This window comes from Pedobacter sp. ASV12, assembly GCF_016429155.1.
Taxonomy (GTDB): Bacteria; Bacteroidota; Bacteroidia; order Sphingobacteriales; family Sphingobacteriaceae; genus Pedobacter.
Map to the genome: position 1 here is coordinate 1 of NZ_JAELUC010000048.1, position 15,046 is coordinate 15,046.

General features: G+C 45.3%; 14 protein-coding genes and 1 tRNA gene. 6 read left to right on the top strand and 9 right to left on the bottom strand.

Annotated elements, in window-relative coordinates; translation table 11 throughout:
* Positions 1–879: 879 nt before the first annotated feature.
* A tRNA-Phe gene (locus tag JHD69_RS12285) sits at positions 880–952 on the bottom strand.
* Positions 953–1,187: 235 nt separating this feature from the next.
* Here JHD69_RS12285 and JHD69_RS12290 point away from each other — a divergent pair.
* Positions 1,188–2,483 (top strand): 4Fe-4S dicluster domain-containing protein, encoded by a 1,296-nt coding sequence (locus tag JHD69_RS12290; protein ID WP_199140639.1) that lies wholly within the window; start codon positions 1,188–1,190, stop codon positions 2,481–2,483.
* A 93-nt stretch (positions 2,484–2,576) separates the two neighbouring features.
* On the top strand, positions 2,577–3,365 hold the full coding sequence (locus JHD69_RS12295) for a (Fe-S)-binding protein (protein WP_199140640.1): 789 nt from the start codon (positions 2,577–2,579) through the stop codon (positions 3,363–3,365).
* Positions 3,366–3,545: 180 nt separating this feature from the next.
* Here JHD69_RS12295 and JHD69_RS12300 read toward each other — a convergent pair whose 3' ends face one another.
* Positions 3,546–4,028, bottom strand: coding sequence for a hypothetical protein (locus JHD69_RS12300; protein ID WP_199140641.1), 483 nt, complete (start codon positions 4,026–4,028; stop codon positions 3,546–3,548).
* Between the two features lie 51 nt (positions 4,029–4,079).
* Here JHD69_RS12300 and JHD69_RS12305 point away from each other — a divergent pair, with 51 nt between their 5' ends.
* Together JHD69_RS12305 and JHD69_RS12310 are read left to right on the top strand one after the other, a co-directional pair.
* The gene (locus JHD69_RS12305) at positions 4,080–4,565 is read left to right on the top strand and encodes an ABC transporter ATPase (RefSeq protein WP_199140642.1); all 486 of its coding nucleotides are present in this window, start codon (positions 4,080–4,082) and stop codon (positions 4,563–4,565) included.
* A 78-nt stretch (positions 4,566–4,643) separates the two neighbouring features.
* Positions 4,644–7,070: an AsmA family protein gene (locus tag JHD69_RS12310; protein ID WP_199140643.1), complete on the top strand. Its 2,427-nt coding sequence runs from the start codon at positions 4,644–4,646 to the stop codon at positions 7,068–7,070.
* 102 nt (positions 7,071–7,172) lie between these two features.
* Here JHD69_RS12310 and mtgA read toward each other — a convergent pair whose 3' ends face one another.
* The 3 genes from mtgA to JHD69_RS12325 form a co-directional block, all read right to left on the bottom strand.
* The gene (gene mtgA, locus JHD69_RS12315; RefSeq protein WP_199140644.1) at positions 7,173–7,898 is read right to left on the bottom strand and encodes a monofunctional biosynthetic peptidoglycan transglycosylase; all 726 of its coding nucleotides are present in this window, start codon (positions 7,896–7,898) and stop codon (positions 7,173–7,175) included.
* A 131-nt stretch (positions 7,899–8,029) separates the two neighbouring features.
* Positions 8,030–9,349: an alpha-L-fucosidase gene (locus JHD69_RS12320; RefSeq protein WP_199140645.1), complete on the bottom strand. Its 1,320-nt coding sequence runs from the start codon at positions 9,347–9,349 to the stop codon at positions 8,030–8,032.
* 26 nt (positions 9,350–9,375) lie between these two features.
* Positions 9,376–12,024 (bottom strand): beta-glucosidase, encoded by a 2,649-nt coding sequence (locus JHD69_RS12325; protein WP_199140646.1) that lies wholly within the window; start codon positions 12,022–12,024, stop codon positions 9,376–9,378.
* A gap of 261 nt (positions 12,025–12,285) precedes the next feature.
* On the opposite strand from JHD69_RS12325, the gene JHD69_RS21020 reads away from it, so the two are divergent.
* Positions 12,286–12,453, top strand: coding sequence for a hypothetical protein (locus tag JHD69_RS21020; protein ID WP_233165892.1), 168 nt, complete (start codon positions 12,286–12,288; stop codon positions 12,451–12,453).
* Positions 12,434–12,838 carry a DUF1801 domain-containing protein gene (locus JHD69_RS12335; RefSeq protein WP_199140647.1) on the top strand — a complete coding sequence of 135 codons (405 nt, stop codon included), beginning with the start codon at positions 12,434–12,436 and terminating at the stop codon, positions 12,836–12,838. The genes JHD69_RS21020 and JHD69_RS12335 overlap by 20 nt, the downstream gene beginning before the upstream one ends.
* Before the next feature lie 265 nt (positions 12,839–13,103).
* Here JHD69_RS12335 and rplI read toward each other — a convergent pair whose 3' ends face one another.
* The 4 genes from rplI to JHD69_RS12355 all read right to left on the bottom strand — a co-directional run bounded on the left by rplI (position 13,104) and on the right by JHD69_RS12355 (position 14,976).
* Entirely contained in the window at positions 13,104–13,547 is a 444-nt protein-coding gene (gene rplI, locus JHD69_RS12340) for a 50S ribosomal protein L9 (RefSeq protein ID WP_199140648.1), read from the bottom strand.
* Positions 13,548–13,557: 10 nt separating this feature from the next.
* Positions 13,558–13,821: a 30S ribosomal protein S18 gene (rpsR, locus tag JHD69_RS12345; protein WP_199140649.1), complete on the bottom strand. Its 264-nt coding sequence runs from the start codon at positions 13,819–13,821 to the stop codon at positions 13,558–13,560.
* The gene (rpsF, locus tag JHD69_RS12350; RefSeq protein WP_199140650.1) at positions 13,821–14,183 is read right to left on the bottom strand and encodes a 30S ribosomal protein S6; all 363 of its coding nucleotides are present in this window, start codon (positions 14,181–14,183) and stop codon (positions 13,821–13,823) included. The genes rpsR and rpsF overlap by 1 nt, the downstream gene beginning before the upstream one ends.
* Before the next feature lie 202 nt (positions 14,184–14,385).
* Entirely contained in the window at positions 14,386–14,976 is a 591-nt protein-coding gene (locus tag JHD69_RS12355; RefSeq protein ID WP_199140651.1) for a hypothetical protein, read from the bottom strand.
* Positions 14,977–15,046: the final 70 nt, after the last annotated feature.

Below are 15,046 nucleotides of genomic sequence, written 5' to 3' on the forward strand. Positions count from 1 at the left end.
CCCCCCCCCCCCCCCCCCCCCCCCCCCCCCCCCCCCCCCCCCCCCCCCCCCCCCCCCCCCCCCCCCCCCCCCCCCCCCCCCCCCCCCCCCCCCCCCTTTTAGATGTGTATAAGAGACAGGTTCCATACAATCTATCCTTGTGGCAACGGGAAATGTATCTAAAATCCTCTGGCCGAGTAAAAAATATGAAGCTCGTGGTGAAAGATTAAGACAGATATTAAAAGTGAGCGAGAACAGCCCTCTTTCTAAACGTAAATTTCGTAACCATTTCGAACATTACGATGAACGCGTTGAAGAATGGTTCTCAAATGTCTCCGGGGGAGTATATGACGAATTACACATGAACCCTCATCTATCGAGTGGATTATTTGGTTTTGAACCGAAATTCACACATAGAGGTTATAATTCTTTTAACAACACTGTGGTATTGCGCAACGAGGTATTGGATTTGAACGAATTACTTAATGCTTTAAAAGACATATATAGCCATTGTAGATCATATACATTGATTTAGTATTAAGTCTAGAAGTTTACCTCAGCATCCTAATTCCCTGCCTCTCTCATTTTGGCGGCTTACAAGTGGGTTTATTCCAAAAGTGGCCACTACTTACGCTCAAAAGTGTGCAGTCGGGTGATTTTAAGGCGTTTTTAAGACTTTGGTAATGGTTCTGCACCATCGTTAATTACGTGCACTAAAAATAAAATCCTGGCTTTTCTAAGGACGAAAATCGACAGGTCTTTTCTGCTGTCTGCTTACCTATATATTACTGCAATCTGATGTCCTTGTGAGGCGATTCTGGGGTCAGGCTGTCTGATGTTGCCTCCGACGGAAAGGCCCTAAAAAGAAAAAGCCCCAACTTTCGTTGAGGCTTGCTGGTGTGGTGCCTGCTGGAATCGAACCAGCGACACAAGGATTTTCAGTCCTTTGCTCTACCGACTGAGCTAAGGCACCAGCCCGTTTGGGATTGCAAATGTAGTTTCTTTTTTTGAAAGACAAAACATTTTTTCACATTTCTTTTACGTTTCTCGCACAAAAACAGCATTTATACTCAAAATCAGCCACTTAAATTTCAACTCGAAAGCAATTCTATTCATATCGATTCTAAATTTTAAATTTTATGCTTGCATAATAATATTTTTTAGGCCTAAAACTTTTAACTTAGCCTAACCAAGTAGCAACATAAAAAATGATAGCACAAATCGTCTTCGTTATCCTTACTATTGCAGGCATAGCGCTCTTTAGCCTCAACGCACGCAAGGTGATCCGCAATATTAAACTAGGCAAGCCGGCCAACCGCAGCGACCAACCGGCCAAAAGATGGGCTACCATGCTTAAAGTAGCTTTCGGGCAAACCAAGATGGCCGTTAGGCCTGTGCCTTTTATCCTCCACCTTTTGGTTTATGTAGGGTTTGTGATCATCAACCTCGAAGTACTGGAAATCATGATCGACGGCATTTTTGGCAGCCACCGCATATTTGCTGGGCTTGGTGGCCTGTACAACTTCCTGATTGGCTCTTTCGAGTTCCTAGCCTTAGGCGTTTGGGTATCATGTGCCATCTTTCTCATCCGCAGAAACATCTTAAAACTGAAGCGCTTTAGCGGCGTGGAAATGAAAGCTTGGCCCAAATCGGATGCCAACTATATCCTCATTACGGAAATCCTGCTGATGACGGCTTTCTTGTTGATGAATGCGGCCGATGCCAAGCTTCAGGCATTAAACGCCGAGCATTACAAAGTAGCGGGCGCATTTCCGGTGAGCGTCTACCTGCAGGGCTTATTGCCCAACAGCGTCAATAGCTTGATTTTGATCGAACGCATTTGTTGGTGGTTCCACATTGTAGGCATTTTCGCCTTCTTGAACTATCTGCCCTATTCCAAGCATTTTCATATTCTTTTCGCCTTTCCAAACACCTATTTTTCTAATTTGGAGCCTAAGGGCGAATTTACCAATATGGCCAGCGTAACCAACGAGGTAAAAGCCATGCTCGACCCCTCGTTTGTTCCAGCAGATGTTGCGCCCGGCCGTTTTGGTGCCAAAGACGTAACCGATTTGAGCTGGGTAAACCTGATGAACGCCTACACCTGCACCGAATGTGGCCGCTGCACGTCGGTTTGTCCGGCCAATATCACCGGCAAGCTTTTATCGCCGCGCAAAATTATGATGGACACCCGCGACCGTTTGGAAGAAGTGGGCAAAAACATCGAAAAACACGGTGCAGATCACCAAGATGGCAAGGCCTTGCTCGACGACTACATCAGTCGCGAAGAAATTTGGGCCTGCACCAGTTGCAACGCCTGTACCGAAGCTTGCCCAATCAACATCGACCCGTTGGCAATTATCGTAGAGCTGCGCAGGTTTGCCGTGATGGAAGAATCGGTAGCGCCGGCCAGCATCAACGCGATGCTGGGCAACGTAGAAAACAACGGTGCGCCTTGGAAATATTCGCCGGCAGATAGGTTTAACTGGGCCGAGGGAAGCTGAAAGAACAAAGCCGAGACGCTAGCACTGAAAGAGTAAAATTAAAGATTTAATGACAAGGGCGCTTTACGCAGATCGCCCAACGCAATACGAGATATGGAATTTAAAGTACCTACAATGGCCGAACTGATGGCCATGGGCGAAGAGCCTGAAATTTTGTTCTGGGTGGGCTGTGCCGGAAGCTATGACGAACGCGCGCAAAAAATTACCCGCGACATCTGCAAGATCTTGCACCATGTGGGCATCAAATACGCGGTATTGGGCACCGAAGAAAGCTGCACCGGCGATCCGGCCAAACGCGCGGGCAACGAGTTCCTGTTCCAGATGCAAGCCATGACCAATATCGAAGTGCTGAATGCTTACAACATCAAAAAGATTGTAACGGGCTGTCCGCATTGCTTTAATACCATTAAAAACGAATATCCAGGCCTGGGTGGCACTTACGAAGTGATCCATCACACCCAACTGATCCAGGATTTGATTGCCGAAGGTAAACTCAAGGCCGAAAACGGTGAGAGCTTCAAAGGCAAAAAAATTACCTACCACGACCCCTGCTACCTGGGCAGGGCCAACGGCGTTTACGAAGCGCCCCGCAAAGCCCTGGAAGTATTGGATGCGCAACTGGTAGAGATGAAGCGTTGCAAAGCCAACGGTTTATGTTGTGGCGCCGGTGGTGCCCAAATGTTTAAGGAACCTGAAAAAGGCAACAAAGACATCAACATCGAAAGAATTGAGGAAGCATTGAGCACCGAGCCGCAGTTTATTGCCGCCGGCTGTCCGTTTTGCATGACAATGCTGAATGATGGCGTAAAACTGAAAGATAAGGAGCAGGAAGTGAAAGTGCTTGATATTGCAGAGATTACCGCAAGGGCAAACGGCCTATAAACGGTTCCCTCATTTCGAACGGAACGAAGTGGAGTGAGCAATCTATCTTTAGAAGGATCTTAAATAGATATCTCTTTGCTTGGCTCGTCGATATGGCGAACAGACACTAAAAACAGCTCAGCATCAAGCAATTAGAAAAAGTTACTTTCTACTTTTTACTTTCTACTTTTCACTTTCTACTTATTTATTACTCGCCAGCAAACTTTCGTTCACCTGTTTAAGGTTGACCGAAAGCTCGTTCAATTGTTCTACGTTGATGTTTTTGAGCGGAATAACCAGGTAGGTACCCATCGAATCGATATCGCCCTTTTTGTCGTTGCGAGTCTGCACAATCACGTCGTCGTTTTTGGTGCGCAGGTAAAGCTCGCCTCGCTCTACGTTGCCATAATAATCCATGCTTTTTAAACGAGACAGGTTAAAGGCAAAATATTCTTGCTTGCCGTTGTTAAAAACCTTGCGGTAACGACAAAAACCAGTGTTGGTAACATTGATTTCAAAGCGCTTCACCTCCCTGCCCAAAGCATCGTTGTCATGATATTTGGTAAGTAGCTGCTGAATGGTTACCGTATGTTCTTCTGCACTGTCGAAGCCAGAAAAAACGCACAGCACCAGGCAGGAAGAAAAGAAAACACTCTTTTTTAAGCTCAATGTAAACTTTTTCATCGTCGTTATGTTTTAACGTCAGTAAATTAAATAAAATGATAAATTTGGACTATGACTTTTTCTCCACAATCTAGAGTTTGGATCTATCAAAGCAACCGCCAGTTTACCGAAAAGGAAACCCAGGAAATCCAGCAAAAGCTGGACGCGTTTACTGCGCAATGGACTGCCCATGGACATCAGCTTAAGGCGAAGGCAGAAATTCGTTATGGATTCTTTATTGTTTTGATCGTCGACCAGGAGAGTGCTTCGACAACCGGTTGTTCAATCGATTCGTCGGTACGCATCCTCAAAGAAATCGAAAATAAATATGGCGTAGATCTTTTTGATCGCTTTAACATGGCCTATAAACTCGGCGAACAGGTTTATGTAAACACTAAGGAAGATTTCGAAACCTTGGTGAGCATTAAAAAAATAGGCCCTCAAACCATCGTATTCAACAACCTGGTTCAAAGTCTTGCCGAACTGGAAGAAAAATGGGAAGTGCCTCTAGAAAACAGCTGGCACAAATCCATCTTTGCCGAACAGCTGAGCGCCTAAAGCTGCTTTAATTCCATCCGCCGCTTAAACATTTTGTAGATATTTTTGTTATATTCAACTGAATCAACAAATCTATCTATGTCGCGCTGGCTCAAAATTTCACTTAGGGTATTGGCTGTATTTTTTGTCCTGATCATTTTGGTATGGTTGGGGGCGGCTTATTACATCAACCACAACAACAAAAGCATCCTGGCTACCATTCTCAAGCAGCTCAACTCGAACGTGAATGGCAAAATCAATGTAGGCAGCATGGAAACCACCCTGCTCAAAGGCTTTCCGGGCGTATCGGTTTCGCTCAAAAAAGTACAGTTGCGCGATAGTTTATGGAGCCAGCACAAGCACGACCTGCTCAACGCCAACGATATCGACGTATCGCTCAACATCTTTTCGCTGATTGCCGGCAGCATCAAAATCAACAAAATCGGCATCAATAATTCGAGCATCTACCTCTACACCGATAGCACAGGCTATAGCAATACCAGCATGTTCAAATCGAAGGCGCAACCCAAAAACGGCGATAAAAAAGACCAAAAGGCTTTCCAGATCAAGAAGGTTGATTTTAACAACGTGAATTTGGTGATAGACAACCAGCGCCGTTATAAGCTTTTCCACTTTTTGGTTGATGAGCTAAAAGGACGGATCGATTACCCGGATTCGGGCTGGAATGGCAAACTGAAACTCAAAACAATGATCAAAAGCTTTGCCTTTAACACCCGCAAAGGCAGCTTTTTGAAAGACAAGTCGCTTGAAGGCACCTTGATTGCGCACTACAACAACGAAACCAAAGCTGTAACCATTGATCCCGAAAGGCTTAAAATAGGCGATGACGACTTTTACATTGGCGCTAAAATCGATTTGGCCAAGAATGAATCGGCTTTTGCTATCGATATCCGAGCCGATAAGATCCTGTATCGCAACATTTCGCTGCTTCTGGCACCCAATATATCTTCGAAGCTGCTCAAGTTTGCCATAGACCAGCCTATTGCAGTTGTGGGGCATATTATAGACGACGGCAACAAGGCCAACAAAGATCCGCTCATTAACGTCCGTATGACCGTGAAAAACAATACGGTTACCATTCCTTCTGGACAACTGACCAACTGCAATTTTATTGGCACCTTTACCAATAAGGATACCGTTGGCCGACCTATTGGCGACGAAAACTCGACCATCAAGTTTTTTGCCCTGAGTGCCGATTATTACAACGCGCCCATCAAGGTAGATACCTTTACGGTGGCCAATTTGTCGAGGCCTTTGGCTACCGGCTTTGTAACCTCCCAATTTCCACTCGAAAACCTGAACAGTTCTATTGGTGGCGAAACCTTTAGCTTTAAGAACGGCACGGCCGACGTAAAACTGTACTGCCAAACCGACATCGATAATTTTAGGTTTACCAAGCCAGTTATTACAGGGAGCGTGGCCATTAAGAATGCCGACATTACCTATATCCCCCGCAACATGAAACTGATCAACAGTTCGCTGACGCTCAATTTTAACCAAAAGGATTTGAACATTACCAATAGCCGCTTTCAGTTGGGCAAAAGCATCATCACCATGAATTGTTCGATACAGAACTTCCTCAATTTTTATTATTCCGACCCCGAAAAAATCCTGGTTAACCTGAAATTGAACAGTCCGCAATTGTATTTGAGCGAGTTTATTCCTTTTTTGGGACCGAGAAAAGCAGTGAAACGAAAGCCGGTTACGAAAAACTCCATCAAGGAAGTTTCCGACCAATTGAGCGCAGTGCTGGAAGCCTCGCGCATCCAGTTGCAACTTCAGGTAGACAAGGCCATTTACAATCGCTTTTTGGCTAAAAACCTGACGGCTAATATCGCCTTGCAAGGCAATGGTGTTTTCTTCAACCAAATCAGCGTGAGCCATGCTGGTGGCCAGATCAATCTTACGGGCAATATCAAGCAGATGGGCTCGATCAATAAGTTTACCATCAATTCTAAAATCAGCCGGGTAAGCGTAAAGGATTTCTTTTATGCCTTTGAGAATTTTGGCCAGAACTCGATCACCAGCCAAAACCTGAAAGGCTATTTATCGGCCAAGGTAAATGCCTCCGGGGGCATTACCGAAAAGGGCAATATCGTTTCGAGATCGATGTATGGCCAGGTTGTATTTAATTTGAATAACGCGGCGCTTGTAGGCTTCGAACCGATACAAAAAGTAGGAAAATTCGCCTTTCCTAACCGGAACGTGTCTAATATCGAAATTGCCAACTTAGATGGCACGCTAACCTTAAATGGCGATAAAATCAACATCAGTCCGATGCAGGTCAATTCGAGCGTGCTTAATTTCAATGTGAAAGGCACTTACGGTCTCAATTCGGGCACCGACATTGCAATGGATATTCCGCTGAGGAATCCCAAAAAAGACGAAACCATTACCGATCCCGACCTGAAAAAACAAAACCGGATGAAAGGTATTGTGCTACACCTGAAAGCAGTTGACGAAGAAGGCAAGCTCAAGATCAAGTGGAACAAGAACCATGATTAAGGGGTGGAGGGTTGAAGGTGGAAGGTTGAAGGTGGAAAGTTAAAAAGTGGAAAGGGATTCCCAATACGCTTTATTCAATAGGCTATACTAAAAAATACAAGCTTAAAAATCCAATGGTCCGAGCCTGCGCATGTTACGCATAATGAGGTATTGGCGATGCCTGATGTAGCCGGTTGGCTTTGCGGGTGTCCAGCGCAACGGATTTGGAAAGCAGGCCGCAATTAGCGCAGCTTCACTCCTGCTCAGGTTCTTGCACGATTTATGGTAATAGGCCTGCGAGGCCGCTTCGGCTCCATAAATGCCATCGCCCATTTCTATAACGTTGAGGTAAACCTCTAAAATGCGTTCCTTGCTCCACAACAATTCGATCAGCAACGTAAAATAGGCTTCAAATGCCTTGCGCACCCACGAACGACTAGGCCATAGAAATACATTTTTGGCTGTTTGCTGCGAAATGGTACTTCCCCCTTTTACTTTTTTGCCCTTGGCATTGCTGACATAGGCTTTTTCTATGGCATTGATGTCAAAGCCCATGTGTTTTAAGAAAAGCTGGTCTTCGGCAGATACCGCAGCCCTTTTCATGTTGTCGGAAATGTCTTCAAACTTTACCCATTTCATTTCGATCTTGGCGGGCTTGCCATCAGCCTTGCGCTCTATATTGCGTTGTACCATCAGCAGCGTGATTGGCGGATTGATAAAACGATAGGCCAAAACCCAAATTACCGAAAACAGAAAGAACCAAAGCGCAATCTTGCCCACGATGATGCCGATACGCTTGATCAGTTTTGGTTTGCCCTGCTTAGTAGATTTCGTTTTGCTTTTTGCCATGAGTACAAAGGTAAAGAAATTGCCCAAAGTATTTTGCCCATTGACTTTACCTGTTTCAATCCATCGGCAATAAACATAACGGCATTAATTATCAAGGTTGGGATGTAGCAATCCCAACCCATTTGTCTTCATTACAATCCCCCGTGGCCACGGTAAAGCTTTAATGGGCCATCCAGTTTAAGCTTAAGCACTGTAACATATTCATCCTGCACATTTGCCGGCACCGGAATATAAACCAAGCCAGGTACGGCACTCCACGAAATCTTGCCCACGATTTTAGGGGTTAGGGTAGCTCCGTTTCCAACCACCGTTATCTTTTCAATCTTATTCTGCAAGCCACGAACCACCACTTGTCCGGTTACTTTGCCAGGCAAGAACAAGTATACCGTCGTAGAATCCTTCGACAAGGTTGAAGGGCCGTAGAAATGTCCTTGGGGCAAGCCGGCTACGGTACCAAATACCGCTTCGTCGTGTTTCTTGTTCCATTTGCCCAGCTCCTTTAAAATATGCACCTGCTCTTCCTGCATGGTTCCATCGGCTTTGGGGCCAATATCCAACAGCATATTACCTCCATTCGATATCACATCGGCAAAAATACTGATGACCTCGTAAGGCGTTTTAAAATTGTTATCGTTCAGGTGATAGCCCCAGTTATCGTTGGTGGTCATGCAAAGCTCCCACCAATTAAAGGCGGGCCTGCTTACCGGAAAATTCTGCTCGGGCGTTTCATAATCGCCATAACCCTGCAAGCGGCCATTGATAATGGTATTCGGATTGTCTTTCAACAAAATCTGCCTTACTTTTTGTGCTTCCCATTCCTCGGCACTGTGTTCCCAGTCGCCATCAAACCACCATAAATCGGGTTTATAATTTTGCGAAAGTTCTCTCAATTGGTTTTGGAAGAAAGCACGGTAGCGGTTCCAACGGGTGTAGTCGTTCTGTATCTGGTAACGGCTGCTATCTTTTAAAAAGCCCGGATAATCGGGATGGCTCCAATCCAAAATAGAAAAATAAGCGCCACATTTAATGCTGTCTTTGCGCAAGGCATCAAAAAAAGGTTTGATCAAGTCTCTTTTGGCGGGCGTATTGTCAACCACATCATAATGCTTTTCCTTGGTGTTCCATAAGGCTACACCATCGTGGTGCTTAGTGGTAATTACGCTGTATTTGGCACCACTCTCTTTAATCAGATCGGCCCAGGCCTGCGGATCATAGTTTTTTGCCGTAAAGCCGCTGAGCTGTTTCATGTAATCGGCGTAGCTGATTTTCTTGTTATGAAAGCTCCAGCTTTCGTCAACGCCGCCAACCGAGTAAATTCCCCAATGGATAAAGATCCCTAATTTGGCATCGGCAAACCATTGCATTTTTTTTTCAATTTCGGCCGGTTTAATTTTAGGTTGCGCCAAACTGGCTAAGGGCGCCAAAAAGAGGAGAAAAATTAGTTTTTTCATAGGTATAGGTATTTGTTGTTTCTCATTTATTGCACCTGCAGGTTTCCTTTCAGCCTCAAATCCCGCGAGGAGCTTCCCACCATGATCCTGAAATCGCCTGGCTCTACAATGGACTGCATTTCCTTGTTCAGCATGCTCAACAGTTCGGGTGTAATGTTAAAGGCAACCTGCTTGCTTTCGCCTGCCTTCAGGTGGATGCGCTGAAAGCCCTTCAGCTCCATTACCGGCCTGGCCACCGAAGATAATAAATCGCGAATATAAAGTTGCACGACTTCATCGCCTGCGCGACTGCCGGTATTTTTTAAAGTAAACGAAAGCGTAGTGCTATCGGTCTTGCTCACCTGGGTTTTACGCAGCGAAAAATTGCTATACTCAAAGCGGGTATAGCTGAGGCCGTAGCCGAACGGGAAAAGCGGCACGCCCGAAAGGTTATTGTAATCGTTGCCACGCCCTGTGGGCTTGTGGTTGTATACCAAAGGCAGTTGGGCTTCGTGTTGTGGAAAAGTGATCGGCAATCGGCCTGCAGGATTATAATCGCCAAAGAGTACCGATGCCACGGCATGTCCGCCTTCCTCGCCAGGGTACCAGGCCGCACCAATGGCTGCTACCTTATCCATCCAAGCATTCATGGTAACGGCACTGCCCCCTACCAAAACAACTACTACAGGTTTGCCGGTTGCCGTTAAGGCCCGGATCAATTCTTCCTGATGACCGGGTAGTGAAAGCAAGGCACGATCGCTAAATTCGCCTTCGTTGATGCCCACCACAGCAAGGGCCAAATCAGCAGTTTTGGCTAGCGCAACAGCCTCCTGTATTTTTGCCTTCCAATCGTTTTGAAGTCCTACATTCCAAACCAATCTGAGAGTCGCATCGCCATTGGCTTCAAAAAATTCTACCCTGACTTCGTATTTTTTTCCGCTCTCAAAATTGTAATCGGCCAATTCGCTATGATAAGATTGCTTGTTCCAACGGTTAACCACCAAATGGTTATTGATGTATAAGCGATAGCCGTCGTTGCCTTCCAAGCCAATCTTAAAGCGACCGGTTTCGGGAGCGGTTAAAGTGCCTGTCCACCGTACGGCATAAAAATCAGACGCCAGTTCGGGCGAAGGCGAAAAAAGCGTCCAATGAAAGTCGAGCTGTTGATCAATCCTGCTCATGGCAGGTTGGCCCTGCATTTCCATGTTGGCAAAATAGTCGCCTTTTAGACCCTGCTGGCTTCCGGTATGTAGGTATTGCGATGGGATAGCCACGTAATTTACCGCATTGCGATCGGCTCCCAGCGCATACAGCACTTTGGCCTGCTTGCCAGCACGTTGCCTGATACCTTCCAAAATACTTACTTTTGCCGTACCCGGACCACTGTAGCCACCCAAACGGGCTTCCTGGGCATCGGCCCCAAAAACAGCAATGGTTTTTACCTTCGGCGAAATAGGCAACACCTGATTATCATTTTTAAGCAATACAAAGGATGCCTTTGCAGCCTCGAGCGCTATTGCTTTGCTTGTTTTGCGCAACTCCGTGTCTTGAAAATCCTCGCTGACGTAAGGATTCTCGAAAAGACCCAATTCAAACTTGGCACGCAATACCCTAGCCACGGCATCGTTAAGTCTTGCCGAATCGATTTTATTAGCCAAGAAAGCAGGAATAAACAGCTTATAATGGTTAAATTCTGTCTGAAAAATAACATCCAGGCCGTTGTTAATGGCATGTTCGCCACTTTCGGCGTAATCTTTGGCCGTGTAGTGCAATACCACTTCGCCACCAACGGCATTGGCATCCGAAATGACAAAGCCGTTAAAGCCCCACTCCTTTTTAAGCTTATCCATCAAAAGCCAATGGTTGGCCGAGGCGGCCGTACCGTCTAAAGAGTTGTAGGCTGTCATGATAGAACGTGCTCCGGCTTTTTGGATAGCCGCCTTGAATGGAGGTAAATAAACTTCGTCTAACAAACGTTCGTTGGCATGAATGGGATAGCTGTCTCGTCCGCCATCGCCTACGTTAGCTATAAAATGCTTGGGTGTTGTGATGATGCCCTTTTGTTCGAACTGGCGCATAAAGGCCACGCCCATGGCCGAGGTCAGGAACGGATCTTCGCCATAGGTTTCTTCGGTCCGGCCCCAGCGTACATCGCTTGCAATATTAACCACCGGCGACAGGATTTGCCTGATGCCTCTTTGCCTGGTTTCTTTGGCAATTTGAGTGGCTACCCGCTGCATCAGCGTAGTATCCCAGGTGGCAGCCAAACCAATAGCTTGCGGAAAAGCTGTTGCGCCATCTCTCACCAAACCATGCAGGGCCTCATCAAAAGCGATGATGGGAATACCCAAGCGGGTTTGTTCAACAAAATATTTTTGGATACTGTTGATCTTTTTGGCTACGTTAATCGCACTTTCATTGGTACGGTAGCTGAGCATTTGGCCACCCGCATCGCCTTTGGCACCCGCACTTACCTGAAAACCGAAAATACCATTTTTGTATTGATCGGGTTTGGCCTGATCTAAATCGCCGGGGATCATAAACAATTGCCAGAACTTTTCTTCGAGGGTCATTCGGCCCAACAGGTCCTGCACGCGTTTTTCGACAGGAAGATTTTTATCCCGGTAAGGCAAAGGCTGCGCAACCGATTGCATTGCACCAGCCAACAAAACAAAAAGGAAACAGATACGCTTCATGATCTTACAGGCACAACCATTACAGGCTCATACCTTTAGCTAAAAGGGTTTAGGTTTGCTAAATATACATTATCTTCGCTAAAAACGATGAAATCGATTTGATTCTACAAAGGCTTAATCCAATGAAAACTCCTCAACTCAAAACCTGCAGCAAGGGGCACCAGTTTTACAAATCGAGCGACTGCCTGTCCTGTTTGCGAGCGCGAGAATAAACCACAAAATGATTTTCTAGCCTTACTGAGCGCACCTGCCAGGAGAGCATTGGCATCAAGAAACATCGATAGCCTGGAGCGATTGGCTGAGTTTACCGAGGCCGAGCTTTTAAAGCTGCACGGCTTTGGACCAAGTTCTTTGCCCAAGTTGCGCCAGGCTTTGGCCGTTGCCCATCTAAAATTCAAACCCTCAAACCATGGCCAAAACCAAACCTAGCGACCAAGCCCAAGTTGATGCCTTTATTGCCAATTTGGCACCAGAACTAGGCAGTTGCATCGGCATCATCAGAACAACCATTTTAGCCGTCAGCCCCGATATCGGCGAACGCATCAAATGGAACCACCCCAGTTTTTATTACCAGGGCGCAATGAAAGATTCTGATCCGAAGGAATACAAGCGCGAAATTGCGGTTTTTAACCTGCACAAAGGGCGCATGATGCTGGTATTTCCGAGCGGCGCAAAAGTAAGCAGCCCTTTGTTAACCGGCGATTATACAGATGGAAGACGCCTCCTGATTTTCGAAGATTTAACCGCGGCAAGAGCCAGCCTCGACGAGCTGAGATCGATTGTTAAAACCTGGCTCAGTTTAGTAGAACAATAAAAAGTGGTATGCTTCGCTTGCAAGGCTCGAGAAACCCTGAAATAAATCATCAAAAATGCTGGCGAAGAACACCGGCGAAAGCAATTAAAGGCATTTATCGTTTTTCACGTTCCTTATGGCCATGTTGGGATTCTTGGTCAGGATTCCTCAAACTTCGCGGATGACCTCGTTGGAATTTGCTTCGCCAGAAGCCTTGGCGAAAAGCCTAAAAAACAAAAAGGCCTTTCCGATAATCGGAAAGGCCTTTTTAAAATAGTTGTCATGCTTACTCAGCTACTACTTCGAAAGGAACTTTAACTTTCACTTCTTTGTGCAAGTTCAAGTTTGCGATATATTCGCCAACCATTTTAGGTTCAGTTTCGAAAGTAATTCTGCGACGGTCAACATCAAAGCCTTTGGCTTTCAATGCATCGGCAATCATAATGGTATTTACTGCACCAAAGATTTTACCGGTTTCGCCAGCTTTAGCACCGATGCTTAGTTTAACGTCTGTTAAACGCTCGGCAATGCCTTCTGCATCTTTCTTAATTTTATCTTGTTTAAAAGCCGCTTGCTTCAAGTTTTCTGCCAATACTTTTTTAGCAGATGGCGTAGCCAATTGAGCAAAGCCTTGCGGAATTAAATAGTTACGTCCGTAACCAGGTTTTACCGTTACGATATCATCTTTCTCACCTAGTGATTTGATATCTTGCTTTAAAATAACTTCCATTTCTCTGCGCTTATTTTAATTGGTCAGTAACAAAAGGCAATAAACCAATGTGGCGGGCACGTTTAACGGCTTGAGCCACTTTACGTTGGAATTTTAACGAAGTACCGGTTAAACGGCGAGGTAGGATCTTACCTTGTTCGTTAACAAATTTCAACAAGAAGTTTGCGTCTTTGTAATCGATGTATTTGATGCCATTTTTCTTGAAACGGCAGTATTTTTTTCTGTTATCGTCCACTTTTGGAGCGGTAACATATTGAATTTGATCTTTTGCCATTATGCTGCAGCCTCCTCTTTCTTAGGTTTTTTGTTAAAAGCGCCACTGCGTTTTTTCTCGTTGTAGGCAACCGCATGACGGTCTAATCTTACAGTTAAGAAACGTAAAACACGTTCGTCGCGTTTTAATTCTAGCTCTAACTTACTTACTAATTCCCCTCCAGTTTTGTACTCTGTAAGGTGGAAGAATCCGTTTGCTTTTTTCTCAATCGGATACGCTAATTTTCTCAAACCCCAATTATCTTCAGCGATAATTTCGGCTCCGCCATCTTTGATGATGTTGGTGAATTTGGCAATAGCCTCTTTCGCAACCTCTTCAGACAGCAACGGGGTAAGAACGATAACAGTTTCGTACTGATTCATTGTTGTTTTTAATTGATTTGTGATTTAATCTCTTTCCGCTTTAAAACGGGATGCAAATGTAGCAATATATTTCTTAAAATCAAAGCCTTAATGCAAAAACAGAAAAGGCCTCTCTAAACAGACCTGCCGATTTGGATGGCCTCCATAAAAAAAGGAGACCGTTACCAGCCTCCCTTCACCAAATATAATACGATTATCAAGCTTACTGAACCTTAACGGTTTCCACAAACTCCTTGTTTTTTGTCTTTACAACAAAGGTGAGTTCCTTGGCATTGACCTGGGCAATATCGAATTTCTTAACCAAACTGGTTTTTTCGCTGATCTTTTCGCTATACAACTGGTCGTTGTACTCGTTTAGCACCTGCACATCGACCACTTCTTTGGCTATGTTTTTAAGGTCTAAGGTTACGATTGACTTCTCTTTGGTCAAAGCCGCACTCAGCAGATTGACAACGCTTGGCTTAGACAGTACCGCTTTGCCGTCTTCAATGTGCAACTGATACTCTGTCAATTTAAGATCGGCTTCAACCTTAAGCTTATAGTCGCCATCGGGAAAAGCATTCAGGTCGTAGGTTTTGATGGCCGCGCCCGTAGTACGTACGTTTTGCTGATAGATTAGGTCGTCGTTGACAGTGTAGAAAGCCACATTCATCACTTTGGCCTCGTTTAAAAAGAAGCTGACCGATTTTTCATTGCTGTTTTTTACCCTGACCAACAAATCGTCGGTTGCATGCGCGCCATAGGCGATGAACAACAGGGAAGCCACCAGGCTTATTTTCAGGAGATTTTTCATATCAAAAGGAGTTTAGCGTTTAACGAACTGAACACAACAAAGTTACTGTGGAAAACTACCCGATTTAGAT

What these genes read in the sequence shown, in the direction of transcription:
- JHD69_RS12310 (WP_199140643.1), top strand. Translation starts at nt 4,644, where the DNA reads ATGTCGCGCTGGCTCAAAATTTCACTTAGGGTATTGGCTGTATTTTTT.
- rpsF (WP_199140650.1), bottom strand. Translation starts at nt 14,183, where the DNA reads ATGAATCAGTACGAAACTGTTATCGTTCTTACCCCGTTGCTGTCTGAA.
- JHD69_RS12290 (WP_199140639.1), top strand. Translation starts at nt 1,188, where the DNA reads ATGATAGCACAAATCGTCTTCGTTATCCTTACTATTGCAGGCATAGCG.
- JHD69_RS12305 (WP_199140642.1), top strand. Translation starts at nt 4,080, where the DNA reads ATGACTTTTTCTCCACAATCTAGAGTTTGGATCTATCAAAGCAACCGC.
- rpsR (WP_199140649.1), bottom strand. Translation starts at nt 13,821, where the DNA reads ATGGCAAAAGATCAAATTCAATATGTTACCGCTCCAAAAGTGGACGAT.
- JHD69_RS12335 (WP_199140647.1), top strand. Translation starts at nt 12,434, where the DNA reads ATGGCCAAAACCAAACCTAGCGACCAAGCCCAAGTTGATGCCTTTATT.
- JHD69_RS12355 (WP_199140651.1), bottom strand. Translation starts at nt 14,976, where the DNA reads ATGAAAAATCTCCTGAAAATAAGCCTGGTGGCTTCCCTGTTGTTCATC.
- JHD69_RS12295 (WP_199140640.1), top strand. Translation starts at nt 2,577, where the DNA reads ATGGAATTTAAAGTACCTACAATGGCCGAACTGATGGCCATGGGCGAA.
- rplI (WP_199140648.1), bottom strand. Translation starts at nt 13,547, where the DNA reads ATGGAAGTTATTTTAAAGCAAGATATCAAATCACTAGGTGAGAAAGAT.
- JHD69_RS12320 (WP_199140645.1), bottom strand. Translation starts at nt 9,349, where the DNA reads ATGAAAAAACTAATTTTTCTCCTCTTTTTGGCGCCCTTAGCCAGTTTG.
- JHD69_RS12325 (WP_199140646.1), bottom strand. Translation starts at nt 12,024, where the DNA reads ATGAAGCGTATCTGTTTCCTTTTTGTTTTGTTGGCTGGTGCAATGCAA.
- mtgA (WP_199140644.1), bottom strand. Translation starts at nt 7,898, where the DNA reads ATGGCAAAAAGCAAAACGAAATCTACTAAGCAGGGCAAACCAAAACTG.
- JHD69_RS12300 (WP_199140641.1), bottom strand. Translation starts at nt 4,028, where the DNA reads ATGAAAAAGTTTACATTGAGCTTAAAAAAGAGTGTTTTCTTTTCTTCC.